Below are 26,475 nucleotides of genomic sequence, written 5' to 3'. Positions count from 1 at the left end.
AATAAGGGTAAATATATAAAGAAATCCGTTGGCCGCAGGACTCGCACCTACCCTACCCTCAGTACGATCTTGCCGGTGTTCTGGTTAGCCTCCATGTAGCGATGTGCCTCAGCCACGTCCTGCCAGTCAAAAACCGTATCAATCACGGGCTTCAACATCCCACTTTGAAAGCGATCATAGGCAAAGTCCATAAAATCCTGCGTAAGCTGGATCTGGTACTCCCGCGAACGGGAGCGTAGCGTGGAGCCTGTTATCTGTAACCTTTTGAACAGGATAGGTCCCAGGTTTACCTCCGGTACTTTGGCGCCCCCCATCACGGCCAGCATGACCAGGCGCCCGTCCATCTTCAGGGCTTTGATATTTTGGTTGAAGTAGTCGCCACCCACCGGATCCACGATGACATCAACGCCCTGGCCGTCAGTTACTGACAGCAGTTCTTCCAAGAAAGGCCCCTTGCGGTAGTCTATGGTATGGGTAGCTCCCAGTTGTCGGCATAGGTCGTGTTTGCTTGCCGAGCTGGTTACCAGTACCTCGGCTCCCATGGCATGGGCCAGCTGGATGGCTGCCGTACCTACACCACTGGCTCCGGCGTGTAGTAGTACCCTCTCACCCGGCTGTACGTAGGCGATCCAGTTGAGGGCCTGGAAGGCCGTCAGAAATACCTCGGGTACGGCAGCCGCATCCACAAAGTTCCAGGTACCTGGTATAGGCATGGCCATATCTTCGTGCATGACCGCGTACTGCGCGTAGCCCCCGCCCGGCAGGAGCCCAAACACCCGGTCGCCCACTTGCCAGCACGTAACGCCTTCACCTACTTCCTCAACCACACCGGATACTTCCAGCCCCAGGATAGGGCTAGCCCCTTCGGGGGGCGGATACTTGCCTTCACGCTGCAACAGATCCGCCCGGTTGAGCGCCGTGGCCTGCACCCGGACCAGTATCTCATGGGATGCCGGCTCGGGAGTAGGCCACTCACCCAGGTAAAGCTGGTCGGCGGAGCCGGGTTCTTTCAGTAGTATAGCCTGCATAGTAGGTAATTAGGGATTAGGTGGTTAGGCGTTAGCATTTTGAGTACTAAGCGTATATTCTTTATTATACACTACAACAAGGTTAGCTGTTTTCAAAATGAATAAAAAGGCCTGGTGTGGCGTTGTTAGGTACTATGGAAGAACTCTTACAGGAAATCAGGGGCTGTACACTCTGCCAGCCGGTCCTGCAGCTGGGGCCGAATCCGGTGGTAGTGGCTCATCCGCAGGCTCGGATCGTCATTATTGGGCAGGCTCCGGGTACAAGGGTACACCGTACGAGTATCCCCTGGAATGACGCCAGCGGAAAGCGGCTACGCGGATGGCTGGGGGTAGATGATTCTACTTTTTATGATGAGAAGAAATTTGCGATAGTACCCATGGGCTTCTGCTACCCCGGTAAGGGAAAGTCCGGTGATCTGCCGCCGCGCCCGGAGTGCGCTCCCCGCTGGCACGCTCCGCTGTGGCAAAAGATGCAGCAGGTACAACTCACGTTGCTCATCGGTCAGTACGCGCAGCGCTACTACCTCGGCAAGCGCGCACAACCTACCCTTACGGATACCGTAAGCCACTACGCTGATTATTTACCAGAGTACATTCCCCTGCCCCACCCGTCGCCCCGCAATGACTTCTGGCTCCGCCGTAATCCCTGGTTTGAGGAAGAGGTAGTACCGGTACTGCAGGATCGTGTAAGAAGCATCCTGGACAGGAGTAAAGAAAAAAGTACTTCCGTATGAGGCCCCCGAGATGGCAGCATAATAAAAACAAATCGCCCGGTACAGGCAGTGCTGGTACCGGGCGATGGTGTTTATAAGATTCTAGTTCTGTACTAGATTATACTCTTGTAGGCGTCCTCCTCCACAAACGGCTGATTACGCAGACGCTTGTTGGTGGCCTTAAACAGGGCATTGGCGATAGCAGCACCGGTCGGCGGCAGAGCCGGCTCACCGAGCCCCGTCGGAGCTATGCCATTATCTACAAAGAAGACCTCTATTTCAGGTATCTCGTTTAGCTTAATCAACTTATAGGTGTTGAAGTTTGCCTGCTCGGGCGCTCCGTTCTTGAAGGTCATGTTGCCGTACATAGCGTGGCCCATACCATCTACGATACCACCCATGATCTGCTGGCGGGCACCGCTCTGGTTGATCACCACGCCGCAGTCAGCGGCAGCATAAATCTTCTTGATGACCGGCTTGCCTTTCAGCATCGCTACTTCACCGATCTGGGCTACGTAGGAGCGGTGCGAGAAGTACAGGCTGAAGCCCTGATGTACGCCTTTTTTCTTGCCCCAGCCCGCTTTTTCAGCAGCCAGTTTGGTAACGGCTATCATGCGGTCAACATCGTATTTTACTTCACCGGCGGGCGACTTCTTCGCCTTTTCCAACAGGTCAAGGCGGAACTGCACGGGGTCTTTACCGGCTGCCATAGCTACCTCATCCAGGAATGACTGCTCCGCGAAGGCCAGGAAGTTGGTGATAGGTGCCCGCCACGGACCCGTCGTGATAGGAGACTTATGATCAAACGAGTCGATCAGCAGGTTATCCACGGCTCCCGAGGGGAAGTTGTCCTCGCGGGTAGGGTTACCGGCGTTGATACCCACGCCACGCAGCTTGTAGCCGATCATGTTGCCCTGAGCATCCAGTGCCGCCTCAAAGCGGTAGCGAACCGCCGGACGGTAGTTCCCCCCGGTCATATCGTCTTCGCGGGTCCAGATCATCTTCACCGGCGCTTTTACCAGATTAGATACCTCTACGGCATCCAGTACGTAGTCAGCAGCCAGACGACGGCCAAAGCCACCACCCATACGGGTCATTTCTACGGTTACCTTGTCTGGTGATATACCCAGTAGCTTGGCGGTTTCGTTACGGGCACGCTCGGGAGTCTGGGTAGGTCCTACCAGCTCCACACCATCCGGACGCACGTGCGCAAAGAAGTTCATCGGCTCCATCGGGCTGTGCGGCAGGAATGGGCATTGGTACTCGCTCTTCACTACCTTAGCCGCTTTTTTGAAGGCAGCCTCCACATCACCATCCTTACGACGAACGGTAGCGTTGGGGCTATCCATCAGCTGCGAGAAGATACGGTTGTGGTCAGAGGTACTTTCCAGATCGCCGTCTTTCTCGTACTCAATCTTAAGGGCTTCGCGGGCCTTCTTGACCTGCCAGGTCGACTTACCCACTACGGCTACATTATTTTTGAACTGCACTACATCCACGATCCCCGGCATGGCTTTGGCCGCCGAAGCATCTACGGACTTTATCTTCATACCAAATGCGCTGGGATGCTGCACCATAGCGTATAGCATACCTTCGCGGTGGAAGTCAATGCCAAATAGCGGCTGCCCGGTCAGGATTGGCTTGTTGTCCACGTTCTTGATGGACTGCCCAATGAGCTTGTAATCTTTGGTGTCCTTGAGCTTTACGTCTTTAGGAGCCGTGAGCTTAGCGGCATCCTGCGCCAGCTCTCCGTAGCTGAGCTTACGGTTTGAGCCCTTGTGCATGACCACTCCTTTGTCGGTAGTGATCTCACTGGCTGGTACCTTCCAGCGGTTGGCAGCAGCTTCGACGAGCATCAGACGGGCAGTAGCTCCGGCCTGGCGCAGGCGGTCCCACGAGTGAGGGATAGATCCACTACCTCCGGCCACCTGCCGCTCAAATTTCTGCGTATCCAAGGGAGCCTGTACTACCTTTACCTTGGTCCAGTCTACATCCAGTTCTTCGGCTACGATGATGGGGAAGGCCGTCTTGATACCCTGACCTACTTCGGGGTTGGGCGAAAGAATGGTAATGGTACCATCAGTGGCTATCGAAAGGTAGCTGTTGAAGTCCAGGTTACCGGCCGCAGCGGCGGCTTCATCCACAACTGCAGGGGTAGCATTAGCGCTGAGCCAGTTAAAACCCAGCAACAGGCCACCGCCGGCCGAGGCGGCCAGCTTCATAAAATCGCGTCTGTTCGTATTGGGGAGTATAGACATGGCTATTTAGCAGGTTTGGTGGAGGCTACTTTTACGGCTTCACGAATGCGGTGGTAGGTTCCGCAACGGCAGATATTACCGGACATGGCAGCGTCGATTTCGTCGTTATTGGGCTTGGGGTTCTTCTTAAGGAAAGCAGCCGCGGTCATGATCTGACCAGCCTGGCAATAGCCACACTGGGCTACATCCACTTCGTCCCAGGCTTGCTGTACCGGATGGGTACCTTCGGCAGAGAGACCTTCGATGGTAACTACTTTGGAAGTGCCGATTGCCGAGACGGGCATTACGCAGGAGCGAGTTGCTTCTCCATTGATATGTACGGTACACGCTCCACACTGGGCTATTCCGCAGCCGTACTTGGTACCGACTAATCCCAGATTGTCACGCAGGACCCATAGCAGTGGGGTATCGGGCTCAACATCAGCCTGATAGCTCCGACCGTTAATTTGCAGCTTGTAAAGAGCCATTGGTTATACGTATTTTAGTTTTAGAAGCTAAATTAATGAGAATTAAGTACTTTACCCATAATTCATTGAAATAAAAGAATTTACTGCTGGCTGGCAGACAGCTTGTGTAAGTACTTATATAAAAAGCAGATGCTGGCCCGGTCTACCCACGGGGCTGGTGGCTTAGTCCAAAAAATACCTGTTACTCATCACCCTCTCGCAGCCACGTCAACTTTTCCTTGGGTACCTCCTGCTCGATAGCCGCCGTAATACGGGCAACCATGCTCTCTACATCTTCATCGGGAGAAAAATACATAGGCGGCTTGAAATGAACCGTCAGGGTTGTATTCCTTTTTTTAAATCGGAGCCCTTTCTTATCGAAGGCCCTTCTGAAGCCATTAATTACTATCGGTACTACGATGGGCTGATGCTCTTTGATCAGGTGAGCAGTTCCTTTACGAACAGGGGCATAGGGCTTGGTAGTTCCCTGCGGAAAACTTACTACCCAGCCATGATCCAGCCCCATCCCTATCTTGTCCTGGGCTGAGTTATCTAGTTCCCGTTTTACATTCTCACCGTTGGCCCGCCATGAACGATTGACGGTAATAGCCCCTCCCATACTAAACAGACGAGGCAGGATACCGCCTTCTTTCATGGTTTCGGAAGCGGCCACGTAGTAGCTACGGGCCCGCGGCGAAAACAGATAGAAAGGCGGCGAAATAGTATCCTTATAACCCCACTTCACGGCACAGAAGATATGGTAGAAGGCGATGACATCGGCGAAGTACGTCTGGTGGTTGGCCAGGAACAGTACATCGTGATCGGGCAGGTTGTGCAGGTGCTCCGTACCCTGAATCTGAATCTTGTTGATTGCCGTATAGCGGTAGTAGGTAAACCAGCCAATCAGCATAATCAGAATACGCTTCACGATCATCCAGTTGCCAAAGGGATCTTTCTCAAAGATACCCAGGAAATCAAGCCTGGCTAACCAGCGAGGAAGGGCACTGTATGTGGTTTTTTCTGGAAGCATATTTATTTTTTCTTACGATAATCTTAAGGCAAGTAGTTCCGACGCAATAATACTAGGATTTTAAATGAAAGTCTCAGCTTCTACAGAGTCAGGCACCTCTCAAATTTAATTTAAAAAAAATATTTCTGATGCCTATTAAACTCCTTCCGCCAATTGGTGTCCAAATGTCAAATTCAGCCGCCGAAGATTAATTCTCCAATGCGGTATAGGGGCTACCTGCTTTTGGTTTGTCTCTGATTAAACTAAACAAAAAACTACTATATACCGAAACGATTTGCCTATGCCCACGTGTACGTTTTCAACTTTTAAAAATTTCCCTACAACTATTTAATACTATTACTATGAAAATGTCACGTTGGTTTTTGCTCACTTCACTTGCTTTATTTTTATCAGTAGGTTTTGCCTCCGCTCAGTGGGCGGTAGGTGTGCGAGGTGGGGCGTACATGGGTACCGTTACCAAGCCAGAGCTACTTACTACGATAACTCCCGAATTCAAATGGTCACCCGGCGTAAGTTCAGCCGTATTTGCCGAATACTCCCTGTCTGACAACGTAGCCATACGCCCCGAAATCCTGTTCCAGCAGAAAGGCTTTCAGATGCGGGAAGGAACCAGTGTAAGCATGGGTGGTTTTCCGGTACCTATAGGGGTACGCTCGGCCTACCGGGTCAACTACGTAGAAACACCGGTACTTCTGAAGCTATCCACTGGTGGTGAAGGTGCTCAGCTGTATGCCATTGCGGGCCCCAGTGTAGGCTACGCCACTAATGCGAAGCTGGTTACGCACCCACAGGCAATACTTGATCTGCGCCCAATTCGGACCAATGTAAACCTGGATGCCATCAACTACCAGCGTTTTGAATTCAGCGCCGTAGCCGGAGCTGGCCTGAGCGTAAAAGCCGGTGCCGGTGATATCATAGCCGAGGCCCGTTATCAGCACGGTTTTACCCGCCTGGTAGACGCACCCATTGTTCGTGCCAATGCCCGCAACCAGGGTGTAAGTGTTTCCTTAGGTTATAAGATACCATTCTGATCCAATACTCGTACCCTCTCCTCTCAGACAGGCTGCTCCTATGAGTGCAGCCTGTTCTGTTTAGTAGGATTTAGATCACCAATAACCTCCATTTTCCCCAGTCAGTACCAATAGTTTTACCCCAGGATCTTCTTCTGGTGCAGCAAGCGCGGCAGGCAATATAGTGGCATACTTTTTTAAACTTTGAGAGAAGCTGCCTTAGCCAGGCTGCCTGTTTGTTTCACTCATCCACTTCAACTGATTAAGTATATGAAATACTACTTCAAACCAAGATATCTGGTGCTGGCCGTGGCACTGGTGCTGGCGCAGGGCTGCGCACGCAATCCCGTAACGGGTAAAAGAGAAATCTCGCTCATGTCCACTGAGCAGGAAATAGCCATTGGTCAACAGAGCCACCCATCGGTAGTAGCTACGTTTGGTCTTTATGAAGATCAAAAGCTTCAGAATTTTATAAAAACAAAGGGAACGGCTATGGCAAAAATTTCACACCGCCCCGACCTTCCCTACCAGTTTCATGTAGTTGACTCCCCCGTAGTGAATGCCTTTGCGGTGCCCGGTGGCTACGTGTACTTTACACGGGGTATCATGGCCCACTTCAACAACGAGGCTGAGTTTGCGGGAGTACTTGGGCACGAAATCGGGCATATTACGGCTCGTCACTCGGCCCGCCAGCAGAGTGGGCAGCTTCTAAGCCAGATCGGCCTCATTGCGGGACTGGTAATAGCCCCACAACTGGGAGGTCTTGCCGAAGCCGCTCAACAGGGGCTGGGCCTATTGATGCTTAGCTACAGCCGTGCACACGAAACGGAGTCTGATCAGCTGGGGGTAGAGTATTCCAGCAAGATAGGCTACGACGCCCGTGAGATGGCTGACTTCTTCGGAACGCTGAAAACACTCAGTGACCGGAGCGGCCAGAGTCTTCCTACCTTTCAGTCAACTCACCCGGACCCGGCTAACCGTGAAAAGAAAGTAAGCCAATGGGCAACCGAATACCAGAAAGCTAATCCGGGAAATTATTCTGCCGAACGGGAAGATTACTTACGTCTCATTGATGGAATGGTATACGGAAATGATCCCAAACAGGGATTCGTAGAAGATTTTGTGTTCTATCATCCTGAGCTCAAGTTTCAGTTCCCGATCCCCCGCAACTGGATTTATGAGAATAGCCCCAGCCAGTTTCAGATGGCACCCAAGGATGGTAAATCTATGATGCTGCTCACGCTGGCGCAGGGTAACACGGTAGAAGAAGCCGCTCAGAATGTAGTAAAGCAGTATAACCTGCAGGTGGTAGAAAACCAGGCTACTACCATCAACGGTAACCGCGCTATGGTACTGATATCCCGTCAGGCTCCACAGCAAGGTCAGCAGGGACAACAGCAGGCACAGAACGCTGACAACACCGTACAGATTGCTACTTGGCTCATCCAGTACGGGGGGAATATCTACGCCATGCACGGGATGTCGTACCTGAACCAGTTTACTTCCAATTTCAGGACGTTCCAGTCGGTAGCCGAAAACTTCAGAAGCCTGAGTGACCCTGACAAACTGAACCGTAAACCGGATCGTATCCGTATCAAATCCGCTCCGCGCGATGGTACTTTACAGGAGGTACTACAGAGCCTGCAGATGCCCGCTAACCACATGAATGATCTGGCCGTCCTGAACGGAATGGCTCTTAAAGATCGGGTAACCCGAGGTACCTTGATAAAAACACTGAGTAAATAGTCTATACAAAGAGAGGGCTGCCGGTATCCGGCAGCCCTCTCTTTGTATGTATTAGATTCTATCAAATGGGTTGTGCAAAGGCCTTCTTCCCACTGTCCAGAAACTTCGTAAAGTTTTCTATACTCAGATCGTAGTTTATAGGCGGAACCAGCAGATTGCCTTCGTGGTCTACCAGCGTGTAGTGTGGCTGGGCGTTGTTGTTATACTTCACAATCTGGAGGTCGGCGTTCTGAGCACCGATGGTCTTTTTAACCTTACCATCGTAGGTTGATGTGTACCATTCCGACTCGGGCAGCTCGGTTTTATCATCTACGTACAGCGCTACCACTACGTAGTCATCCCGCAGGCGCTGCAGTACCGCCGGGTCTGACCATACCCGGGCCTCCATTTCGCGGCAGTTGACACAGCCATGGCCCGTGAAATCAATAAAGATGGGCTTGTTTACCTTTTTGGCGTAGGCCAGAGCCTGGTTGTAGTCGAAGAAGCCCTCCAGCTCATGCGGCAACTCAAAAAGATCACCGTACTTGGGCGTTTCCATGGATGAGGTTTTGACAAATGCTCCGCCACCACGTCGGTTCAGATCAAAGTCGTGGGTAGACTGCGGCGGCAGATAGCCCGCCAGGGCTTTGAGCGGAGCGCCCCACATACCCGGCAGCATATAGATCACAAAGGCGAATGTAATAATGGCCAGCAGGATACGCGGCACACTTACCCGCTCTACCGCCGAGTCGTGCGGAGTGCGGATTTTGCCCAGCAGATAGAAGCCCAGCATCGCGAAGATCACGATCCAGAAGGCCAGGAACACTTCGCGGTCGAGCAGACGCCAGTGGTATACCTGGTCAGCGATGCTCAGAAACTTAAGCGCCAGTGCCAGCTCCAGAAAACCCAATACTACTTTCACGGTATTTAGCCAGCCACCCGACTTGGGCAGGCTCTTGAGCCACTGCGGAAACAGGGCAAAAAGGGTAAAAGGTATAGCAAAGGCCGACGAAAACGCCACCATACCTACTATGGGCTTCACTACTTCGCCACCTGCGGAGGCTACCAGCAGGCTACCTACAATGGGACCCGTGCAGGAGAAAGATACCAGTACCAGCGTAAAAGCCATGAAGAAGATACCCGTCAATCCTCCCCGGTCCGACTGCGCATCTATTTTGTTAACAAATGAGCTGGGCAGTACGATCTCGAACAGCCCCAGAAAAGACAAGGCGAAGATGAAGAACACCGCAAAGAAGAGTACGTTGGGTATCCAGTGGGTGCTTAGAAAATTGGCAAAGGCCGGGCCGTTGATCCGTGATACAATGGTACCTATTAGGGTGTAGATCAGTACGATTGAGATACCATAGAGGAATGCTTTGGCCTTACCTCCGGCCTGCTTGGTAAAGAAGCTGACCGTCATAGGTATGATCGGGAACACGCAGGGAGTCAGCAGGGCCACCAGGCCGGCCAGGAAAGCCGCCAGTGCAAAAGCCCACAGCGAGTTGTCGGCTCCCGAAGTACCATCAGTACCTGGCTCCATGGTCAATGTAGGCTCCGATGATACATCTAGGCTCGAATCGCGGGTAGCAGAGGTAGATACAGCCGCCGGAAGAGACGGATCCTTAGCCACATCCCGTAGAGAGGCACTGTCAGAGAGCATTGTGGTACCGGCCTCTTTGGAAGCCTCCACTGCGGCACCAGCCGCCGTAGTATTGGCAGGACCACGAACAGCCACCGCCGATCCTGTAGCTTTATCGATGGCATCCCGGGTAGTGGTCGCAGCGGCAGCCAGTACCTTAGGGGCCGTAAAAGTAAAATCTTCATTTCCATTTACACACAGGCCATTCTTAGACGAACAGGTGAGATATTCGAGGTCTCCTTTGATGACCGGAGCTTCCTGCAGGACGCGTATCGTCTGTCTGAACTCCCCCTTGCCTTCAAAGTAGGTAATATCACCCTGCCATATCTCGTCAAACTTCTTCTTTGCCTTGATGGGCTTTACCTTACCCACCAGTTCGTAGGAGGGATGGGCCTTAAGATTGAAAGTAGCCGGAATGGGCCCCAGATTAGGGTCCAGGTCAGATGAGTAGAGGTACCATTCGGGATCAATGGTAGCCGTAAAGATAAGATCGATGGTTTCGCCCGCCTTTACCTCTGATTTAGACAGGCTGTAGCTCCACTTGGCATGCTTCTGCACCTGGCCCATCGTCAGGTGTGCCATCAGTACGCTGATTAGCAGCAGAGCGTATTTTATATTATTCATACTACCTAATGTTATTCAAGCGCAAAGAACGCAAAGTTATCGCAATAGACGTAACACTGATTTCTGAGCGAGGGAGGGAAAGATAAATCTATATATTCTTGAAACGTTTTTTTACAAAAAAAATTCGCCCCTCTGTGGGAGGGGCGAAAGGCAAAGGAGTTAAGGGCTAAGAAATAGTCGTATTAGTAGCTAAATAGTACCGGGTTGAGCGCGCTATCGGGTACTGTACCGATCGGTCTGGCATCCAGCCAGGTTCGCCAGTCAGCGTCCTGGTAGCTATTCCTGGGTTTAGTAATTATCTGATTTTTATCCATGTAGATCATGGTCATCACCTTTCGCGGGCTGTCCGACACGTTGGCTCCCGCCCGGTGGAAAAGCCATCCGGCGTGGAAGCTTACCTCGCCCAGGTCAAAGGGCGTTTCGTGCAGCGTAAACTGGTTTAGTTGCGAAGCCATAAGGGCCTCGCTTTCATCACTGATTTCCAGATCGCGGCCTATCTCCACACTTTGGCTCTTTTCAGCAAAGGCCAGTGGTCCCATGGGTAGAGGCGTTGCCTGTAAGGGTATCCATACCGTAGTAGTTTTAGGAGAAGCCAGCGGCCAGTAAAACTGGTCGGCATGCCAGGGGGTGATTCCCCCCGAAGGCTCCTTGTACAGGGCCTGGTCGTGGTAAAGCCGCACGCCTTCTACCTCCATCAGGTCAGCCGCGATCCGGGCCAGGCGTTTTGAAAACACAAACTCTCTGGCCTCCTCATCCTCCCGCCACAGATTCATGATCTGAAGAAAAGCACGCTCGTAAGTAGTACGTTCTTCCATTGGCTTCGTAAGAGTATTGAGCCGGAAGACCAGATCCGAAATCAGGGTTCCGTAGCATTCAATAACTTCCGCGCTCAGAACGTTTTTTAGCTTTACATACCCATACTCACGATAGAAGGCTACGGCATCAGGAGGCAGTTCATAAGGAGTATCCAGCTCCTTGAGCAGAACCTCTTTGCTGACTTGGGTAAACATGAAAAGAATTATTAAAGGGTTTAGGAATGGTCAGTTTCCAGTCGCCAGACCACGTCTTAGCCTGACTATCCACTGCTCCACAAATATCTTATATAAATATTTATAGAACAGTTTGATACTTTTCATGTTTGTATACAATTTTAACATACGGTAATTAGTATTACCTTTGATTCGCATCAATTATTGATATAATGAAGCCCTCATTCGAAAAAATTTCAATTGGAGAAGAGCGATCGTTACTGGTGAAGAAGTTTACGTGTTCTTATTTTGATGCGTTATACCACTTTCATCCTGAGTACGAGCTTACGTATATCGTCAGAGGACACGGCCAAAGATTTGTAGGAGATAGCGTTGAAGATTTCAAGGAGGGCGACCTGGTCCTGCTGGGCTCTAATCTGGCGCATTTCTGGCGAAGCGATGCCAGCTACTATCAGGCCCCAGACCCGTCTGGCAGCGAAGCCATTGTCATTCATTTTTCGGAGAAGCTGGTTGACCCGGTGCTGGGTATGATTCCGGAGTTTTCGGTCATCCAGTCACTATGGAGGAGGGCTCCGCAGGGAGTAGCTTTTGCCTCCGACAACGAGGCCTTTGGTACCATCAGGGAGTTGCTGCTTTCTCTTTCTACCACTACCCGCCCCGCCGAACAGATCCTGCTATTCCTGCGCCTCCTTACCGAACTGGCCACATTTCCAGAAACACGTATGCTGGCCAGCGAGGGATATGTACCTCGTCTGAACGAAGCCGAAACTGAGCGCATGCGCCGTATCCTGGACTATACATTGCAGCACTTCCGGGAGCCCATTGGACTACCCGACATAGCGAAGGAGGCGCATCTGAGTGAAGCCGCTTTCTGCAGGTACTTCCGCCAGCGTACCCAGAAGCCCTACCTATCCTACCTCAACGAACTTCGGGTAGGTCATGCCCGCCAGCTGCTGATTGCCAGCTCCATGAGCGTAGGACAAATAGCTCTGGACTCGGGCTTCCAAAACCTATCCCACTTCCACCGGCTGTTCCGTAGGTTTACGGGCTACAGCCCGCTGCGATACCGCCAGATCTACCAGTTGGGCGCTAAGACCTCACCATCCGCCTCGTAAAACTTGATATCTTTTTCGCGAAGGAAACTCTTGATCACATCCACGTGTACGCACTGCCCTACGTTCATGAATGGGTAGTTGGACACGCGCCGCCGCACCCCGTCGGTGATCACTTCCCGGTTGATCTGGTCAAAGCCCAGGTGCAGGTGCCGGGTGGCGCTCTGCATGCCGTAGATGACCCCGGCTCTATCAAAGAGGGGGCCACCGCTCTGCCCGCGCAGCCCGGGGGTACTCATCTCGATGCCGGTAATGCCGCTGGCTTCGCCGATGTGGCGGGTCACAATACCATCCACCGGAAAACTGGGGGTATTGATACGTCCCTCGTGGGTCCACTCTATATCATCAAGGGCCTGGTTGAAGCGGTAGTTGGTAAACTCCGGAAACGGGTACCCCAGGCGACATAGGTACTTCCCCTGCTTTACCTGCCGGCCATCGCGCAGGAAATGGGCGTAGCCCTGATAATGCCGGGTGTCGTATTCCCTGAACTGAATAATAGCCAGGTCCTGCGTAGGGTGCAGATGGATGGTGAAGCTCTTGAAACCCGAAACGCCATTGACAAAGTTGGAGCGGAGCCGGATGGGGGTGTCTGAAGTAATGCGGTACTGTTCTTCCAGCCGTTTCCGGTGCACATCTACCGCCCGGTCGCGCTCATACTTACGTAGCTCTGATTTAAATTTCAGGTAGTTGGCATACATAGCATCAGCCTGCAACAGCTGCTCCGCCACGTGCCGACAGGTAACAGCACAACCTTCTTCATTCACAAAAAACAAAGTAGCAGTAGCCGGGATGATATCAGCGCCACCGTAGTAGCGGGCAATAAAATGAATAGGACGCGTAAACTGATCGACTTTTTCAATAGCCGTTACAAACATGGGCTGGATTTTCTGGTAAAATAGCCAACAAAAAAACCGATTCGAAATCAATGTTCCAAATCGGTCAGTCGGGGCCGTATGATGTAGTACTGCTTCAGAGCGTCCGAACAGGCACGATGGCTTCGGTCTGATCCCACCGTAGTACCATATTAGCTCCGTTGGGCTGGCCCTCAAAATAAATAGTAAATAGTTCGGCTACCTGGGGACGTATGCGTATATCAACCTCCTGCCTCAGCACATCCTGCCCGTCGTTGTAGCTGGTTCCCCATTGTCCGGTTTCCTTGTTCAGGATCACTTTCCATTTGGCAGGTCCGGGTATGGTCCAAAGCGAATAGGTACCGGCTTTGACCGGTTTACCCGCTACACTTACATCCCTATTGAACTGGATGACCGTAGCTTCGTTGGCTCCGGTACGCCATACTTTATCATAAGGAACCAGGGCATTATCCTTTTCAAGCCCGAATATCAACCGCCGTTTCTTGGAAGGACGGCTGTAACTGACTGTTATTTTAAGTCCATCCTGACTGTATTCAGCCACCGCCTCCGGACTCAATGACTTGGTATAACTTCGAAAGGCTATAAACGCAACCACCAAACCCACGACCACTATAGCACTAATTAATAGAGGTCTGTTCATGTATTTTTATTCGGGGCAAACTATACGGTAAAAGGTATAACTTACTGAGAAACCAACGTAGTAGTACATATCCTTACGGGACGGATCACCCTGATCCAACTTATTCGTTGACACGATCTCACCTCCTAAGTTGTCAAGATAATCGGTAAATGTCTTACGGGTACCTATTTCCAGTCCTACATTCCACGGACGGCGGATCTGGTACTTTACGCCAACCCCAAAAGGAAGTACCCATCCTTTGGTACTGTAATCGGCCGTCTTGGGTGTAGGTCTGAAGCCCATATAGCCGATCCCCCCGAAAACGTAGGGCGTCCAGTTAAGGGCTGAGCGGCGGTTAACGTAGTCCAGAAAATTATACTCCGTAACCAGATTGGCTTCGGTAATGCGGGTACGAAAGGACAGGTTACGTGCCTGCTGGAAAGGGTCCTTAGCATACTGGTCATCTGCCTTAATACCGCCGTAGAGCCCCTCAGCCCGAAACGTAACCGAGCGGCTGACATTATAGCGGAAGAAGAGGCTGCCGCCGGGCCTGAAAAATCGAAAGTTGAAGTTAGGAGCAATATCACCTTTATAATTAAGTCCTCCTACACTGGCTCCTATCTCAATCTTTTGAGCGGAAGCGCGCTCTCCCCATAGGCACAATAGTCCGATACCTACAGCCACCGTTAATAGCTGTAGGTATCGAGTGCCCTTTGACTTATGTATTGCTTGCAAAATGGTCAGATTTTTATTTCAACGGTGGACACTTGATAGTACTTCCCAGGATGTAATTGATATGAATAGTACCCAGCATATAGGTATCATTCAGACTAGGACTATTGCCACGGGGTGAACCCGGAGCGCCATAGTTAGTACCCTGGATGGCTCCAAAAGGATCGTTTGTTTCGATGTTGTATGGCGGCCCCTCTAGGAACCGGCGTAGTCCTTCGGTACGGTCGCCACCTTTACGGGCCGCGATAGGCTCAGCGGAACGGTTAGCCATGGCGCGTGCCCGCTCATCCTTAAGTACAGCCGGATCGGCGTAGTTTCCGGCTACGTCATCCAGGTAGTCGGTTGTGGTAAAGCGGAAGCCCACTTCGGCCGATACATCCCACTTGGGGTGAATCTTGTAACGTATCCCGAACCCCACCGGGATAGCCAGTTGTACCAGTGAGTATGGCTTTGGGTAGTTAGGGTTTCCCTGCCCTTCGGTACCTAGTGGCTGCAGACGCACCCACTGACGCCCATCCAACTCAGGCGTACGGGCCATCGGGTTGTGTGCCACGGCCGCCAGACCTGCAAATAAGTAAGGGCTTATCAAAGGACGACGATCTGCACTACGGCCATCGGGTATAATCTTGTAAATACCCATAACGGCAAACTCCTTCAGGTCATTTCGGAAGTGCAGGTTACGGGCAAAGGAAGCATTTCCGAACTGAGGACCCGAGTTGTTCAGCGTAAAATCATCACCTACTATGCGTGCCCATGTAAAAGAAGCCCGCCCGGCAAAACGGGGTGTGAAGTGGCGGGTGTAGTTACCCGTTACGTGCCAGCGCATGAGCTCAAAAGTAGAGACCAGGGGGCGACCGTAAGGAGCCAAATCTCCGTAGTAGCTTGAGGTACCTATACCCAGCCCTACACTTGAGTAAGGCATAAAATTGCTCCTTCTAAACTGCGCCTGCGCGTCCGTAATCGTCAGTAGCCCCAAAAGTGCTATGCCGATCATCCCTTTTAAGCCAGAAAGCTGGCCTTTAGCGAAAATGTTATTCATACGATAAAGCTATTTTCGGCAAAAATAGATTAGTTAATTGGTTTAGCGTTGCTATCTCACCTTCTCAACGTATTTCACTATACTTTATTTGCTGGCCCCACATTTATTGTGTGATCGGCAAAATTAAAATAGTGCAATTAGTATACCATTCCTCTCAGTCCCTGTTGATAACTCAAAAGAAGGCGATTGGTTCGTTCGGTTACTGTCCTTCTTTCAGGTTAGTTACTCCTTTTTGATTCCCCAGTAGCCGCTTGGCCCGTAAAAAGCGATTCAGTTCAAACTCATCATAGTTAGGTGCGTTGGGATTCAGGCTACTGATACGGATCTGACCGGACGCATGTATAAATTCATTATTGCCGATCCACATCCCTACGTGCGTTACTTTCTCGGAAGTACCTTCGCCCGCCCTGGTTCCGAAAAAAAGCAGATCCCCCGGCCGCAGATTACTAAATCCAGCCGCGGTATCTACCAATTCTCCCGAGTGTACCTGCTGGGAAGCATCGCGTGGTAGTACCCAGCCGTTGAGGTAGTAGATAGTCTTGGTAAAGCCGCTGCAGTCCATACCTTTGTACGAAGTACCTCCCCACAGATAAGGAATACCCATCATCCGCTTAGCGGTATTGACTAGTTTATCTTCTGAGATAGATAAGGAGGCAACCCAGTCATGATAGCGTTTGGCTTCACTTCTGAGTATGTAGGCAGTACGCCCATCCGGGTACTCCACCTGGAAGTATTCTCCGGCTTCGGCTTTGAGCTTGAGTACATCACCAGCCACCAGGTCCGATACCGTCTGACCATCTGCATCGGCGGCTTCGTAAGAGAAGCCGTAGGGACGCAGGTAGATTACTTTTTCGGATTGGGTCCAGGCATCAAACGCTGCCTTGTTCATCCGTTGCAGTCCTCCCCAGTCTATCCAGGCTATGTACTGGTCGGGGGTCTGCACCAGGTACCAGCCCTGATCCTTGTCCAGCACTTTGAGAGGCATTCCCAACAGGGCCTGCGTGGCCAGCTCGGCCGCATTGCGTGGCTGTGAGCGTATGTTAGCTACCGAAACGCGAACTACGCCGTATATCTCCTCACCCAGTACCTCGGCCGGAAGCATCTCTATCCTGTCCTCCGCTGTGAGCTTTGCTTTCTGAAGGCGGGCCAGTAATGCCTGCTTCGCTTCGGGCAGGTTGGTTTTGCCGGTAAGTACCCCCTTATCGTCAGCTTCTATCTGAAACACCGCCACCCGGCGGTCCGGGGCGTACTGCTGACGTACTTCGTCAATTATATCTTGCATAGATGTATTGCTTTGAGCCAGGGCCAATCCGGTCAAGCCCATAAGCAGGCAAAGTAATAGGATAGATTTCATATGCCACTAGTTAGAGACAGGTAAAGTTAGGGTACCAATGCGGTAGGTGGGGCTATTAGCAAGCAAAAGTTATTTACTTTGTGAAAAAGCAGCCCTAGCCAACGTATGATCACCAGCAAAGACCTTTCTTTTTCATACTCCCCCCACAAAAAATTCAGCTTTCCGGATATTCTCTGCAACGACGGGGAAGCTTTACTTATTTTGGGTCAATCGGGACGGGGCAAGACCACCCTCCTGCACATCCTGGCCCTGCTGCTTACTCCTGAATCCGGTGATATCATCATAGATGGTCATTCAATACGTAGCCTGTCGCCCGGGCAAACGGCTACTGTACGCGCCAACAAGATTGGTATCATCTACCAGCGTGCCCACTTTGTCAGCTCACTAACGGTACTCGAAAACCTCCTGCTATCGAACTATCTGGCCGGGCGCAGTCAGGACAGAAACAAGGCTGCCTACCTGGCCGACCAGCTTGGGTTTGGGGAGCACCTCTCAAAGAAAACACACGAACTAAGCCAGGGAGAGCAGCAGCGGGTCAGTATAGCCCGGGCCCTGATGAACAATCCGGCGGTTATCCTGGCCGATGAGCCTACCTCTAACCTGGACGACGAAAACTGCCAGAAGGTAGTGAACTTACTGAAAGCGCAGTCGGCCCAGATCGGCGCCAGCCTCATAGTGGTGACGCACGACCAGCGCCTGAAAGATGAATTTTCCAATCAGATTTCCCTATAACCATGAACCTCATCAAGATTAGCTGGGCTAATATAAAAGATAAAAAACTCAACAGCTTTCTGAGTGTACTGCTGCTTACGCTGGGGATTGGCATGATATCGCTGCTGCTGCTGCTCAACAAGCAGCTCGACGAGCAGTTCCGGCGAAATATCAAGGGCATAGATATGGTGGTAGGGGCCAAGGGTAGCCCGCTCCAGCTCATTCTTTCGAGTATCTACCAGATTGACGCCCCTACGGGCAACGTACCGCTGTCGGAGGTGAATAAGCTCAAGATGAATCCCTTCGTCAAGACGGTCATACCGCTCTCGATGGGCGACAACTACCAGGGGTACCGCATTGTAGGTACTACGCCCACGTACGTAAAGCATTTCGAAGCCGCTGTCGGCACGGGTAAACTGTTTGAGAAACCTCTGGAAGTAACACTGGGAAGTAAGGTAGCCGGTGCTACCGGCCTGAAAGTAGGTGATACCTTTGCCAGCGCGCACGGATTGGATGGAGAAGGTGACGAGCACGGCGACAGCAAGTACCTGGTAGTAGGCGTATTTGAATCCAGCGGCTCCGTCATAGACCAGCTCATCCTGACCGACCTGAGCAGTGTGTGGGCTATTCATGACCATGCCGATGCGCCCGCACACGATGCTGAAGAGGGTGAGCACGACCACGAAGAAACCATGCCCCAGCCACAGGAAAGGGAAGTAACCAGTGCACTGATCCAGTTCCGAAACCCGATGGGCCTGCTGGCGCTGCCCCGCCAGGTCAATGCCAATACGCCCATGCAGGCAGCCCTACCCAGTATTGAGATCAACCGGCTGTTTTCGCTGCTGGGCGTTGGTATTGATACACTACGAGCGCTGGCCTTTGTCATTATACTTATTGCCGGAGCCAGTGTATTTATCTCCCTGTACAATTCGCTCAAGGAGCGAAAGTACGAAATGGCCCTGATGCTGTCTATGGGCGCTACCCGTACCCGGCTCTTCGGAATGCTGCTGCTGGAGGGGCTGATCCTGGCGCTGCTGGGATACGTAGCAGGGGTACTGCTGAGTCACCTGGGACTGTGGCTGTTTAGCCAGGCCGCGGAGCAGGACTTCCATTATTCTTTCAGCAGTATGGCTCTACTTCCCGAAGAACTACTGCTTCTGGCGGGCGCTCTGGCCATTGGAGTACTGGCGGCAGCCTTACCTTCGCTGGGCGTGTACCGCCTGAGTATTTCGCGTACGCTGGCGCAGGACTAAGAGGTATATTGGATGAACTATCTTGCTTCTTGTACTGTATTCGTTATAAATTTGTTACAATTGATAAAAGTCCTTTACTAACCAACAGAGTCACGCTCAGAGTAATAGACTTCAACCTAAAATATAATTAAAATGAAACTACTTCGCTGGATCGTATTCCCCCTACTCGTAGTATCACTCATGGCCTTCACGCCATCTAGCGCGCCTGTCAAGCTCTCGTGGGAAACGCTACGTGATGTAACCTTCAAGAAAAAGTGGTACGAAGCCGAGCAGGTATATATGCTGTACCCTACTTTCGGGCCGGGTGTACAGAAGCTCAGTGGCAAAGAGGTATCCATCACCGGTTATGTACTTCCGGTAGATCTGGATGCTAACCTGTATGTATTGTCGGCCTTCCCGTACAGTGCCTGTTTCTTCTGCGGTGGAGCCGGCCCTGAATCAGTGATGTCCCTGAAGTTCAAGAAGAATACCCGCAAGTTCAAAACGGACGAGCGTCTGACCTTCAAGGGTACTCTCAAGCTCAACGCCGATGATATTTATCAGATGAACTACATCCTGGAGAACGCCGAAGTAGCGGATACCATGTAAGCTCCAGGTACCTGATACAGATAAAATTCTAATAAAGAATTAATTACAAATATGCCCCACCTGGTCAGGTGGGGCATATTTTTTTATAGCCCTATCAGATTTTAGTCAGTGAATATACAGCTGCTAAGCCCTTAACTGAAAGTTGGAAGATCTAACTAATCTTCCCGCTTTCAGTTATATACAGTACTATACACAACTCTAAAAGCTATTTGTAAGACGCTAGATTTTCCACTATGAAATATTCACTTCAGCTGGGTCGTATTGCCGGCATACGCCTCTCCATCCACTGGACCTTTGCTATACTGTTGCTGTGGATCATATTTTCCAACATCAGCCGGGGCACCACCGAGACCTTCTGGATTGTAGCTTTCACTCTGGCCATCTTTGTTTGTGTGATCCTCCACGAGTTGGGTCACGCCCTCACGGCCCGCCGGTATGGTATACCTACCAGTGATATTATCCTGCTCCCCATAGGGGGAGTAGCCAGTCTGGAACGGATTCCGGAGAAACCTTCGGAGGAGTTGGCCGTTGCCCTGGCGGGACCTGCGGTAAACCTGCTGATTATGCTGGTTCTGGTTCCTTTCGTACGCTTTCCGGAAAATACCGATGAATTGACCAGAATGGTTACGATCAATGAGTCCAACTTCCTGATCAACCTATTGGCTATTAACGGCTGGCTGGCTCTGTTTAACCTGATTCCTGCTTTTCCGATGGATGGGGGCCGGGTACTTCGGGCACTCCTCTCCTTCCGGATGGAACGTAGCAAAGCTACCCGCATCGCCGCTTCGATTGGGCAACTACTGGCTATTGGCTTTGTGATTCTGGGCTTTTTTGGCAATCCATTCCTGATTTTTATCGGACTTTTTATCTTTCTGGGTGCTCAGCAGGAATCAACGCATGTCCAGACTACTACTATGTTTCAGGGGCATACGGTAGGTGAGGTCAGTATGACTGAGTACCCCACCATGCACCAGAGCGACCTGGTAGAGGATGCGGTCCGGCTGCTCCTCGACAGTCAGAACCGTAACTTTCTGGTACTTGATGCTTTTAAGGAACCGGTAGGTACTCTTACCCGTGAGGCCATTATCAGAGGTCTGGCTCAGAAGGGTAATGGCGCTTTTTTATCAGAAGTGATGGATTCGGACATTCTGTACCTGGAGGATAAAATGCCGCTGGAAGAAGCATGGCAGATGATGCAAAGCCAGAAGAAGGGCTTCGCTCTTATTAGGAGAAGCGGGCAGATTGTCGGAGCCATTGATCCGGAAAACGTAGTAGAATTCCTGATGGTACAGCAGGCATCCCGGGCCAGGGACACCCGAAGGCAGGGGTAAACTATCCTACCTTCCTACAAAGGACCGCAGGGTAAAGGCATTGCGGACGGCATTGCCTCCACCGTCATTATTGAAGTAGACATATACATCTTTTCCGCTGGCCTCCCACTCCTGGCAGCGATCCGCCCACCAGCGCAGGTCATTATCAGAGTACGAGCCTCCGTACAGCCACTCGGTATCCGGTCCGTGCATACGGATATACACAAAAGGAGCCGTAGCGCGCAGTATACACGGTAGTTTGGCTCCGCTCATGATACAGTAGGCTACCTGGTGCTGTTCCAGCAGATTAAAGATAGACTCCTGGTGCCAGCTCGGATGCCTGAACTCCACCGTCAGTTTGATCCATTTGGGCATCTTCTCCAGAAAGTAAGCCAGCCGGTCGTAGTCACAGCCAAAGTGCGGGGATAGCTGCACCAGAAAGATAGCGCGTCTCTCACCCAGAGTATGCCAACAGTTCTTGATGCGCTCAATCCAGGGCTCAGGACTATACAGCTTCTTGGCGTGGGTAAGTCCACGCGGTGCCTTGACCGTGAGCTGAAACCCCTCGGGCAGCCGCTCCCGCCAGCCGGCAAAGGTCTGCTCGCGGGGCCAGTGGTAGTAGCTGCTGTTGAGCTCGACCGTCTGAAAATGCTGAATGTAGTAGTGAAGACGCTTCGCTACGGGCGTATTTTCAGGGTATAACACACCTTGCCAATGATCATAACTCCAGCCTGATGTTCCGATGTGTATACCCATACGCGTATGTTTACGTTGCTACTCTTCCAGTTGTCCTATTAGTATTTCTTTCAGTACAGCCTGCGCCGACCACTCACGGTTAGCCGCCTGGTCGATGACTAGTGAACGAGGACCATCCAGTACTTCATCGGCTACTTTCATGTTGCGACGTACGGGCAGACAGTGCATAAACTTGCCGCTGTCCGTCAGCGCCATCTTGGCCTCATTGATCATCCAGGAGTGGTCCTGCGTGAGTACCTGTCCGTACTGCTGATACGATGACCAATTTTTACCATATACAAAATCCGCGCCTTCCAGGGCTTTGTTCTGATCATAGACTACCTGTGCCCTGCCTACAAACTCCGGTGCCAGGTCATAGCCTTCCGGGTGCGTCACGACCAGCTCCACATCCATGTGGTTCATCCACTCACAGAATGAGTTGGCCACGGCTTGCGGGAGCGGCTTGAAATGAGGCAGCCACGTCAGTACCACCTTGGGGCGCTGCTTCGTTTTGTGCTCCTCTATAGTGATGCAATCGGCCAGTGACTGCAGAGGATGGCGCGTAGCCGACTCCAGATTGACAATAGGTCTCCCAGAGTACTTCTTAAACTGCTGAAATATATGCTCGGCGTAATCTTTCTGCCGATCCTTCAATTCTGCAAAAGAACGTATCGCAATGATATCGCAGTAGCGACCTATTACGGCAGCAGCCTCCTTGACATGCTCAGCCTTATCGCCATTCATGACCACTCCCTCTTCCAGTTCCAGGCCCCAGCTATCCTGGCCTACGTTCATCATCATCACGTTCAGTCCCAGGTTCTGCGCGGCCTTTTGGGTACTTAGCCGGGTACGCAGACTCGAGTTAAAGAACAACAGACCGATGGTTTTGTTCTTGCCCAGTAGCTGGTCCGCAAACGGATTACGCTTGGCAATGATACCCCCGGTAATAAGGTTGTTCAGGTCCTGTACATCGTGGATAGAGAGAAAGTGTTTCATTGGTATTTGCGATTTCGTATTGTCGAATTATTTACTTTTTGAACCAGGATTTGCTTCCGCTGTTTTAGCCGAAGAGGAGAAATAGCTCTAATAATCAGAAGCAGGCTACCAGTACCTCGCTTTCATTTTTATCAGCTTCTCTCCTCTTCCTAAACAAGTATATAATGAATGTACTGCTTACTAGCCGACATTCGATACTTGCTTCACCTCCGCCGCCAGTGCTTCCAGAAAAGCGTCGGCCTCTTCTTTACCAATAGCCAATGAAGGCAGCAGACGAATGGTATTGGCTCCGGCTACACCGGTGAACATCTTATGCTCGAAGAGCAGTTTGTCACGCAGGGCTTTGATCGGGAAGCCATACTCAATACCGATCATCAGGCCGCGTCCGCGTAGCTCCTTATACCCTCCTACCTCACGTATGCCATTGAACAGGTACTCTCCCATCTGGGCGGCATTCTCGAGCAGTCCTTCCTCTTTCATAATATCCAGTACCGCTACTCCCGCGGCGCAAGCCAGATGATTACCGCCAAAGGTAGTACCTAGCAAGCCGTAGCTGGCTTTGAATTTGGGAGAGATAAGTACCCCTCCGATCGGGAAGCCGTTACCCATACCCTTAGCCATCGTCATCAGGTCAGGATGGATACCGCTGAACTGGTGCGAGAAGAACTTGCCTGTACGTCCGTAGCCACACTGCACACTGTCCAGGATCAGGATGGCGCCGGTTTCGTCACACTTGCGACGGAGTGTCTGCAGGAACTCGTCGGTACAAACATGAATACCTCCTATGCCCTGAATACCTTCTACGATTACCGCACAGGTCTCGTCGGTGATACTCGCTTCGGCTGACTCCACATCATTGAAGGGCAGGAACGAAACGTGCTCATTGAAGTTGATAGGCGCTACGATAGAAGGATTATCCGTTACCGCAACGGCACCGGAGGTACGTCCATGAAAACCTTTTTTGAAAGCTACGATCTTCGTCCGGCCGTTGTGGAAAGAGGCCAGTTTCAGCGCGTTCTCATTGGCTTCCGCTCCGGAATTACACAAAAAAAGCTGATAGTCAGGGTAGCCGGAAAGGGCTCCCAGCTTCTCCGCCAGCTCTTCCTGCAGGGATATCTTTACCGAGTTGGAGTAGAAACTAATCGAATTGAGCTGCTTCGTCAGCATCTCTACATAGTAGGGATGACAGTGCCCGACAGAAATAACCGCGTGACCACCGTACAGGTCAAGGTACTGGGTACCATGGGTGTCCCACAGGTAGCTGCCCTGAGCCTTCACCGGCTCTATATCGTAAAGGGGGTATACATTGAATAGCTGTGACATTTTCTTGGAGTTTATGAGTCTATGAGATTAAGAGTTTATGAGTGCCTGCGGCGGTAGCGAATGAGTCGATGAGCTTTTAGCAATAAATTTTATTTTTTACCGTGGCGGCGGCCGCTCATCGACTCATAAACTTTGTACTCATACACTCCCCTAAAACGCTGGCGCCTTCAGTCTTAGGCCTGCATCTTCGGGTAGGCCGAAGAGCAGATTCATGTTCTGAACGGCTTGTCCCGACGCCCCTTTGGTAAGGTTATCAATGGCGCTGGTGATCAGGAGCTGTCCGTCGTGCTTCTCTACGTGTAGTAGTCCCTTGTTAGTATTGACTACCTGCTTCAGGTCTATGGCCGCCACACTTACGTGTGTAAACGGATGCGAAGCGTAGTAGCTGCGATACAGCTCAAGTGCCTCTTCCAGACTACCTTCATAGGGCATATACACATTAGCCATGATACCCCGGGTGAAGTCGCCACGGTAAGGGATGAAGTTGATGGCTTCACCAAATCCTTCCTGCAGCTTGGTCAGACTCATCCGGATCTCCTTCAGGTGCTGATGCGTAAAAGCCTTATAGATGGACATATTGTTGTTGCGCCAGCTGAAGTGCGTAGTAGTACTCAGGGCCTGACCGGCTCCGGTACTACCCGTGATGGCACTTACGTGTACCGCCTCTTTCAACAAACCTGCATGGGCCAGCGGTAACAGTGCCAGTTCTATACTGGTAGCAAAGCAGCCAGGGTTGGCGATACGGGTAGCCTGCTGGATGGTATCACGCTGCAGCTCAGGCAAACCATATACAAAGCCTTCGGATTCGTCACGGAAGTCTGTACTCAGGTCGATGATCCTGACCGAATCAGGTACTGTGTACTCCGCCAGAAACTTTTTCGACTCACCATGCCCTGAGCACAGAAAGATCACATCCAGCCCTTCCTGACCCAACAGGGCCGAAATTTCTTCTCCCGAGAAAACCAGATCTGTATCTCCGATCAGGTCTGTATGCGTAGCATGAACAGGCTTTCCGGCCTGGCTTTTACTATGCGCAAAAGCGATGGTAGCTTGGGGATGGTTGATCAGGATGCGGAGCAGCTCCCCTCCTGTATAACCGGCTGCGCCTATTATACCTATATGTACCTGTGCCATTATTTCTTCTCAGCTAATTCAGTAACTTTCTGGTAGATCATAGCCTGGTTGGAAGCTACCTTTGAGAAGCCACGTACGTCGTCGCCGGTCCAGGCGTTGTTCATTTCGCCGTAGCTACCAAATACTGATGACATCAGGTCGTAAGCTGATTCGATACCTTCGACGTGGAAGCGGTAAGGAGCCAGGTGAACGTGTACTTTACCAGTAACGTGGCTCTGGGTATCGGTCAGGAAGGTTTCGATGTTGCGCATCACCGGCTCTACGAATTGCCCTTTGTGGAGCAATCCGCCGTACCAGTTGGATAGTTGCTCTTTCCAGTAGAGTTGCTGTTCGGTCAGGACATGTTTCTCGAGGGTATGATGGGCTCTAATGATGATCAGAGGAGCCGCTGCTTCGAATCCTACGCGGCCTTTGATCCCGATAATGGTATCACCCACGTGTATATCACGACCGATGCCGTAAGGCTGGGCCAGGGCCGACAGTTTCTGAATAGCCTGTACCGGATTTTCGAATCTTTCTCCGGCTACACCTACCAGTTCACCTTTCTCAAATTCAAGGGTGATGGTCTCCGGCTCAGTTTTCGTAACCTGCGTAGGCCATGCCTCTTCGGGCAGGTACTTCTCCGAAGTCAGTGTTTCTTTACCACCTACCGATGTACCCCAAAGTCCTTTGTTGATGCTATACGCTGCTTTGTGCCACTCACGGTTTACACCCTTGTTGGTCAGGTACTCGATCTCCGCCTCGCGTGACAGTTTCAGATCACGGATAGGCGTGATGATCTCGGCATCAGGAGTAATAATGCGGAATGCCATATCAAAACGAACCTGATCGTTACCGGCCCCCGTACTACCATGAGCGATAGCTTTGGCTCCGATCTCCTTAGCATACTCAGCTACGGCTACCGCCTGAAAAATCCGTTCGGCACTCACCGAGAGCGGGTAGGTGTTGTTCTTGAGAACATTACCAAAGATCAGGTAGCGGATGCACTGCTCGTAGTAGTCTTTCGTCTTATCGATCGTAGCGTGCTGCTTTACACCCAGCGCATAGGCATTAGCTTCAATGGTCCTGAGTTCTTCGTCCGAAAATCCACCGGTATCTACCAGTACAGAGTGTACTTCATAGCCTTTGTCTTCGGCGAGGTACTTCACACAAAACGAGGTATCCAAACCTCCACTGAATGCTAATACTACTTTTGGTTGTGACATTTTACTTCGATGGTAATGTATGGTTAACTT

General features: G+C 51.4%; 24 protein-coding genes. 8 read left to right on the top strand and 16 right to left on the bottom strand.

Annotation, left to right across the window (positions count from 1 at the left end):
* Nucleotides 1-47 precede the first annotated feature (47 nt).
* Nucleotides 48-1,028, bottom strand: a complete 981-nt coding sequence (locus JTN23_RS04880) for an NAD(P)H-quinone oxidoreductase (protein ID WP_247232792.1) — start codon at nt 1,026-1,028, stop codon at nt 48-50.
* Between the two features lie 134 nt (nt 1,029-1,162).
* Here JTN23_RS04880 and JTN23_RS04875 point away from each other — a divergent pair, with 134 nt between their 5' ends.
* Entirely contained in the window at nt 1,163-1,762 is a 600-nt protein-coding gene (locus tag JTN23_RS04875) for a uracil-DNA glycosylase family protein (RefSeq protein ID WP_247232791.1), read from the top strand.
* Between the two features lie 92 nt (nt 1,763-1,854).
* Here JTN23_RS04875 and JTN23_RS04870 read toward each other — a convergent pair whose 3' ends face one another.
* From JTN23_RS04870 to JTN23_RS04860, 3 genes are all read right to left on the bottom strand, one after another.
* Complete coding sequence (locus JTN23_RS04870; protein ID WP_247232790.1) at nt 1,855-3,999, bottom strand: xanthine dehydrogenase family protein molybdopterin-binding subunit; 2,145 nt, start codon at nt 3,997-3,999, stop codon at nt 1,855-1,857.
* A gap of 2 nt (nt 4,000-4,001) precedes the next feature.
* A complete protein-coding gene (locus JTN23_RS04865; RefSeq protein ID WP_247232789.1) occupies nt 4,002-4,466 on the bottom strand; it encodes a (2Fe-2S)-binding protein in 465 nt (154 codons plus the stop codon).
* Nucleotides 4,467-4,647: 181 nt separating this feature from the next.
* Nucleotides 4,648-5,475: a lysophospholipid acyltransferase family protein gene (locus tag JTN23_RS04860; protein ID WP_247232787.1), complete on the bottom strand. Its 828-nt coding sequence runs from the start codon at nt 5,473-5,475 to the stop codon at nt 4,648-4,650.
* Nucleotides 5,476-5,816: 341 nt separating this feature from the next.
* On the opposite strand from JTN23_RS04860, the gene JTN23_RS04855 reads away from it, so the two are divergent.
* Complete coding sequence (locus JTN23_RS04855; protein ID WP_247232785.1) at nt 5,817-6,506, top strand: porin family protein; 690 nt, start codon at nt 5,817-5,819, stop codon at nt 6,504-6,506.
* A gap of 249 nt (nt 6,507-6,755) precedes the next feature.
* Nucleotides 6,756-8,231, top strand: a complete 1,476-nt coding sequence (locus JTN23_RS04850; RefSeq protein ID WP_247232784.1) for a M48 family metalloprotease — start codon at nt 6,756-6,758, stop codon at nt 8,229-8,231.
* Between the two features lie 61 nt (nt 8,232-8,292).
* Here JTN23_RS04850 and JTN23_RS04845 read toward each other — a convergent pair whose 3' ends face one another.
* Nucleotides 8,293-10,473 carry a protein-disulfide reductase DsbD family protein gene (locus JTN23_RS04845; protein WP_247232783.1) on the bottom strand — a complete coding sequence of 727 codons (2,181 nt, stop codon included), beginning with the start codon at nt 10,471-10,473 and terminating at the stop codon, nt 8,293-8,295.
* A 182-nt stretch (nt 10,474-10,655) separates the two neighbouring features.
* Complete coding sequence (locus tag JTN23_RS04840; protein WP_247232782.1) at nt 10,656-11,483, bottom strand: phytanoyl-CoA dioxygenase family protein; 828 nt, start codon at nt 11,481-11,483, stop codon at nt 10,656-10,658.
* 191 nt (nt 11,484-11,674) lie between these two features.
* Between JTN23_RS04840 and JTN23_RS04835 the strand changes: the two genes are divergently transcribed.
* On the top strand, nt 11,675-12,577 hold the full coding sequence (locus JTN23_RS04835; protein ID WP_247232781.1) for a helix-turn-helix domain-containing protein: 903 nt from the start codon (nt 11,675-11,677) through the stop codon (nt 12,575-12,577).
* On the opposite strand, the gene JTN23_RS04830 is transcribed toward JTN23_RS04835, so the two are convergent.
* The 5 genes from JTN23_RS04830 to JTN23_RS04810 form a co-directional block, all read right to left on the bottom strand.
* Nucleotides 12,538-13,449: a trypsin-like peptidase domain-containing protein gene (locus JTN23_RS04830; RefSeq protein WP_247232780.1), complete on the bottom strand. Its 912-nt coding sequence runs from the start codon at nt 13,447-13,449 to the stop codon at nt 12,538-12,540. The two genes, JTN23_RS04835 and JTN23_RS04830, sit on opposite strands and share 40 nt — an antisense overlap.
* A gap of 94 nt (nt 13,450-13,543) precedes the next feature.
* Complete coding sequence (locus JTN23_RS04825) at nt 13,544-14,086, bottom strand: DUF2911 domain-containing protein (protein WP_247232779.1); 543 nt, start codon at nt 14,084-14,086, stop codon at nt 13,544-13,546.
* A gap of 6 nt (nt 14,087-14,092) precedes the next feature.
* Nucleotides 14,093-14,749 carry a type IX secretion system protein PorG gene (gene porG, locus JTN23_RS04820; RefSeq protein WP_247232778.1) on the bottom strand — a complete coding sequence of 219 codons (657 nt, stop codon included), beginning with the start codon at nt 14,747-14,749 and terminating at the stop codon, nt 14,093-14,095.
* Nucleotides 14,750-14,813: 64 nt separating this feature from the next.
* Nucleotides 14,814-15,836 carry an outer membrane beta-barrel protein gene (locus JTN23_RS04815; protein ID WP_247232777.1) on the bottom strand — a complete coding sequence of 341 codons (1,023 nt, stop codon included), beginning with the start codon at nt 15,834-15,836 and terminating at the stop codon, nt 14,814-14,816.
* Between the two features lie 199 nt (nt 15,837-16,035).
* Nucleotides 16,036-17,118 carry a C40 family peptidase gene (locus tag JTN23_RS04810; RefSeq protein WP_247232775.1) on the bottom strand — a complete coding sequence of 361 codons (1,083 nt, stop codon included), beginning with the start codon at nt 17,116-17,118 and terminating at the stop codon, nt 16,036-16,038.
* Nucleotides 17,119-17,295: 177 nt separating this feature from the next.
* Between JTN23_RS04810 and JTN23_RS04805 the strand changes: the two genes are divergently transcribed.
* The 4 genes from JTN23_RS04805 to JTN23_RS04790 all read left to right on the top strand — a co-directional run bounded on the left by JTN23_RS04805 (nt 17,296) and on the right by JTN23_RS04790 (nt 21,073).
* Complete coding sequence (locus tag JTN23_RS04805) at nt 17,296-17,922, top strand: ABC transporter ATP-binding protein (protein WP_247232774.1); 627 nt, start codon at nt 17,296-17,298, stop codon at nt 17,920-17,922.
* A gap of 2 nt (nt 17,923-17,924) precedes the next feature.
* Nucleotides 17,925-19,154 (top strand): ABC transporter permease, encoded by a 1,230-nt coding sequence (locus JTN23_RS04800; protein WP_247232773.1) that lies wholly within the window; start codon nt 17,925-17,927, stop codon nt 19,152-19,154.
* A 132-nt stretch (nt 19,155-19,286) separates the two neighbouring features.
* Nucleotides 19,287-19,742 carry a DUF3299 domain-containing protein gene (locus JTN23_RS04795; protein WP_247232772.1) on the top strand — a complete coding sequence of 152 codons (456 nt, stop codon included), beginning with the start codon at nt 19,287-19,289 and terminating at the stop codon, nt 19,740-19,742.
* Between the two features lie 233 nt (nt 19,743-19,975).
* On the top strand, nt 19,976-21,073 hold the full coding sequence (locus JTN23_RS04790; protein WP_247232771.1) for a site-2 protease family protein: 1,098 nt from the start codon (nt 19,976-19,978) through the stop codon (nt 21,071-21,073).
* A gap of 6 nt (nt 21,074-21,079) precedes the next feature.
* On the opposite strand, the gene JTN23_RS04785 is transcribed toward JTN23_RS04790, so the two are convergent.
* The 5 genes from JTN23_RS04785 to argG all read right to left on the bottom strand — a co-directional run bounded on the left by JTN23_RS04785 (nt 21,080) and on the right by argG (nt 26,445).
* A complete protein-coding gene (locus JTN23_RS04785; RefSeq protein ID WP_262918443.1) occupies nt 21,080-21,808 on the bottom strand; it encodes a DUF72 domain-containing protein in 729 nt (242 codons plus the stop codon).
* 18 nt (nt 21,809-21,826) lie between these two features.
* Nucleotides 21,827-22,783 carry an N-acetylornithine carbamoyltransferase gene (locus JTN23_RS04780; protein ID WP_247232768.1) on the bottom strand — a complete coding sequence of 319 codons (957 nt, stop codon included), beginning with the start codon at nt 22,781-22,783 and terminating at the stop codon, nt 21,827-21,829.
* A gap of 180 nt (nt 22,784-22,963) precedes the next feature.
* Nucleotides 22,964-24,106, bottom strand: coding sequence for an aspartate aminotransferase family protein (locus tag JTN23_RS04775; RefSeq protein ID WP_247232766.1), 1,143 nt, complete (start codon nt 24,104-24,106; stop codon nt 22,964-22,966).
* Nucleotides 24,107-24,256: 150 nt separating this feature from the next.
* Nucleotides 24,257-25,240 carry an N-acetyl-gamma-glutamyl-phosphate reductase gene (gene argC, locus JTN23_RS04770; RefSeq protein WP_247232764.1) on the bottom strand — a complete coding sequence of 328 codons (984 nt, stop codon included), beginning with the start codon at nt 25,238-25,240 and terminating at the stop codon, nt 24,257-24,259.
* On the bottom strand, nt 25,240-26,445 hold the full coding sequence (gene argG, locus JTN23_RS04765) for an argininosuccinate synthase (protein ID WP_247232762.1): 1,206 nt from the start codon (nt 26,443-26,445) through the stop codon (nt 25,240-25,242). The genes argC and argG overlap by 1 nt, the downstream gene beginning before the upstream one ends.
* Nucleotides 26,446-26,475: the final 30 nt, after the last annotated feature.

Origin of the sequence: Telluribacter roseus (assembly GCF_017355915.2) — a bacterium.
Lineage (GTDB): Bacteria > Bacteroidota > Bacteroidia > Cytophagales > Spirosomataceae > Telluribacter.
The sequence above is the reverse complement of the archived record's forward strand: the minus strand, read 5'-3'. Positions and strand labels throughout refer to the sequence as shown.

What these genes read in the sequence shown, in the direction of transcription:
- JTN23_RS04790 (WP_247232771.1), top strand. Translation starts at nt 19,976, where the DNA reads ATGAAATATTCACTTCAGCTGGGTCGTATTGCCGGCATACGCCTCTCC.
- JTN23_RS04780 (WP_247232768.1), bottom strand. Translation starts at nt 22,783, where the DNA reads ATGAAACACTTTCTCTCTATCCACGATGTACAGGACCTGAACAACCTT.
- JTN23_RS04845 (WP_247232783.1), bottom strand. Translation starts at nt 10,473, where the DNA reads ATGAATAATATAAAATACGCTCTGCTGCTAATCAGCGTACTGATGGCA.
- argC (WP_247232764.1), bottom strand. Translation starts at nt 25,240, where the DNA reads ATGGCACAGGTACATATAGGTATAATAGGCGCAGCCGGTTATACAGGA.
- JTN23_RS04840 (WP_247232782.1), bottom strand. Translation starts at nt 11,483, where the DNA reads ATGTTTACCCAAGTCAGCAAAGAGGTTCTGCTCAAGGAGCTGGATACT.
- argG (WP_247232762.1), bottom strand. Translation starts at nt 26,445, where the DNA reads ATGTCACAACCAAAAGTAGTATTAGCATTCAGTGGAGGTTTGGATACC.
- JTN23_RS04835 (WP_247232781.1), top strand. Translation starts at nt 11,675, where the DNA reads ATGAAGCCCTCATTCGAAAAAATTTCAATTGGAGAAGAGCGATCGTTA.
- JTN23_RS04810 (WP_247232775.1), bottom strand. Translation starts at nt 17,118, where the DNA reads ATGCAAGATATAATTGACGAAGTACGTCAGCAGTACGCCCCGGACCGC.
- JTN23_RS04795 (WP_247232772.1), top strand. Translation starts at nt 19,287, where the DNA reads ATGAAACTACTTCGCTGGATCGTATTCCCCCTACTCGTAGTATCACTC.
- JTN23_RS04875 (WP_247232791.1), top strand. Translation starts at nt 1,163, where the DNA reads ATGGAAGAACTCTTACAGGAAATCAGGGGCTGTACACTCTGCCAGCCG.
- JTN23_RS04855 (WP_247232785.1), top strand. Translation starts at nt 5,817, where the DNA reads ATGAAAATGTCACGTTGGTTTTTGCTCACTTCACTTGCTTTATTTTTA.
- JTN23_RS04865 (WP_247232789.1), bottom strand. Translation starts at nt 4,466, where the DNA reads ATGGCTCTTTACAAGCTGCAAATTAACGGTCGGAGCTATCAGGCTGAT.
- JTN23_RS04805 (WP_247232774.1), top strand. Translation starts at nt 17,296, where the DNA reads ATGATCACCAGCAAAGACCTTTCTTTTTCATACTCCCCCCACAAAAAA.
- JTN23_RS04850 (WP_247232784.1), top strand. Translation starts at nt 6,756, where the DNA reads ATGAAATACTACTTCAAACCAAGATATCTGGTGCTGGCCGTGGCACTG.
- JTN23_RS04825 (WP_247232779.1), bottom strand. Translation starts at nt 14,086, where the DNA reads ATGAACAGACCTCTATTAATTAGTGCTATAGTGGTCGTGGGTTTGGTG.
- JTN23_RS04775 (WP_247232766.1), bottom strand. Translation starts at nt 24,106, where the DNA reads ATGTCACAGCTATTCAATGTATACCCCCTTTACGATATAGAGCCGGTG.
- JTN23_RS04800 (WP_247232773.1), top strand. Translation starts at nt 17,925, where the DNA reads ATGAACCTCATCAAGATTAGCTGGGCTAATATAAAAGATAAAAAACTC.
- JTN23_RS04830 (WP_247232780.1), bottom strand. Translation starts at nt 13,449, where the DNA reads ATGTTTGTAACGGCTATTGAAAAAGTCGATCAGTTTACGCGTCCTATT.
- JTN23_RS04785 (WP_262918443.1), bottom strand. Translation starts at nt 21,808, where the DNA reads ATGGGTATACACATCGGAACATCAGGCTGGAGTTATGATCATTGGCAA.
- JTN23_RS04860 (WP_247232787.1), bottom strand. Translation starts at nt 5,475, where the DNA reads ATGCTTCCAGAAAAAACCACATACAGTGCCCTTCCTCGCTGGTTAGCC.
- JTN23_RS04815 (WP_247232777.1), bottom strand. Translation starts at nt 15,836, where the DNA reads ATGAATAACATTTTCGCTAAAGGCCAGCTTTCTGGCTTAAAAGGGATG.
- JTN23_RS04880 (WP_247232792.1), bottom strand. Translation starts at nt 1,028, where the DNA reads ATGCAGGCTATACTACTGAAAGAACCCGGCTCCGCCGACCAGCTTTAC.
- JTN23_RS04870 (WP_247232790.1), bottom strand. Translation starts at nt 3,999, where the DNA reads ATGTCTATACTCCCCAATACGAACAGACGCGATTTTATGAAGCTGGCC.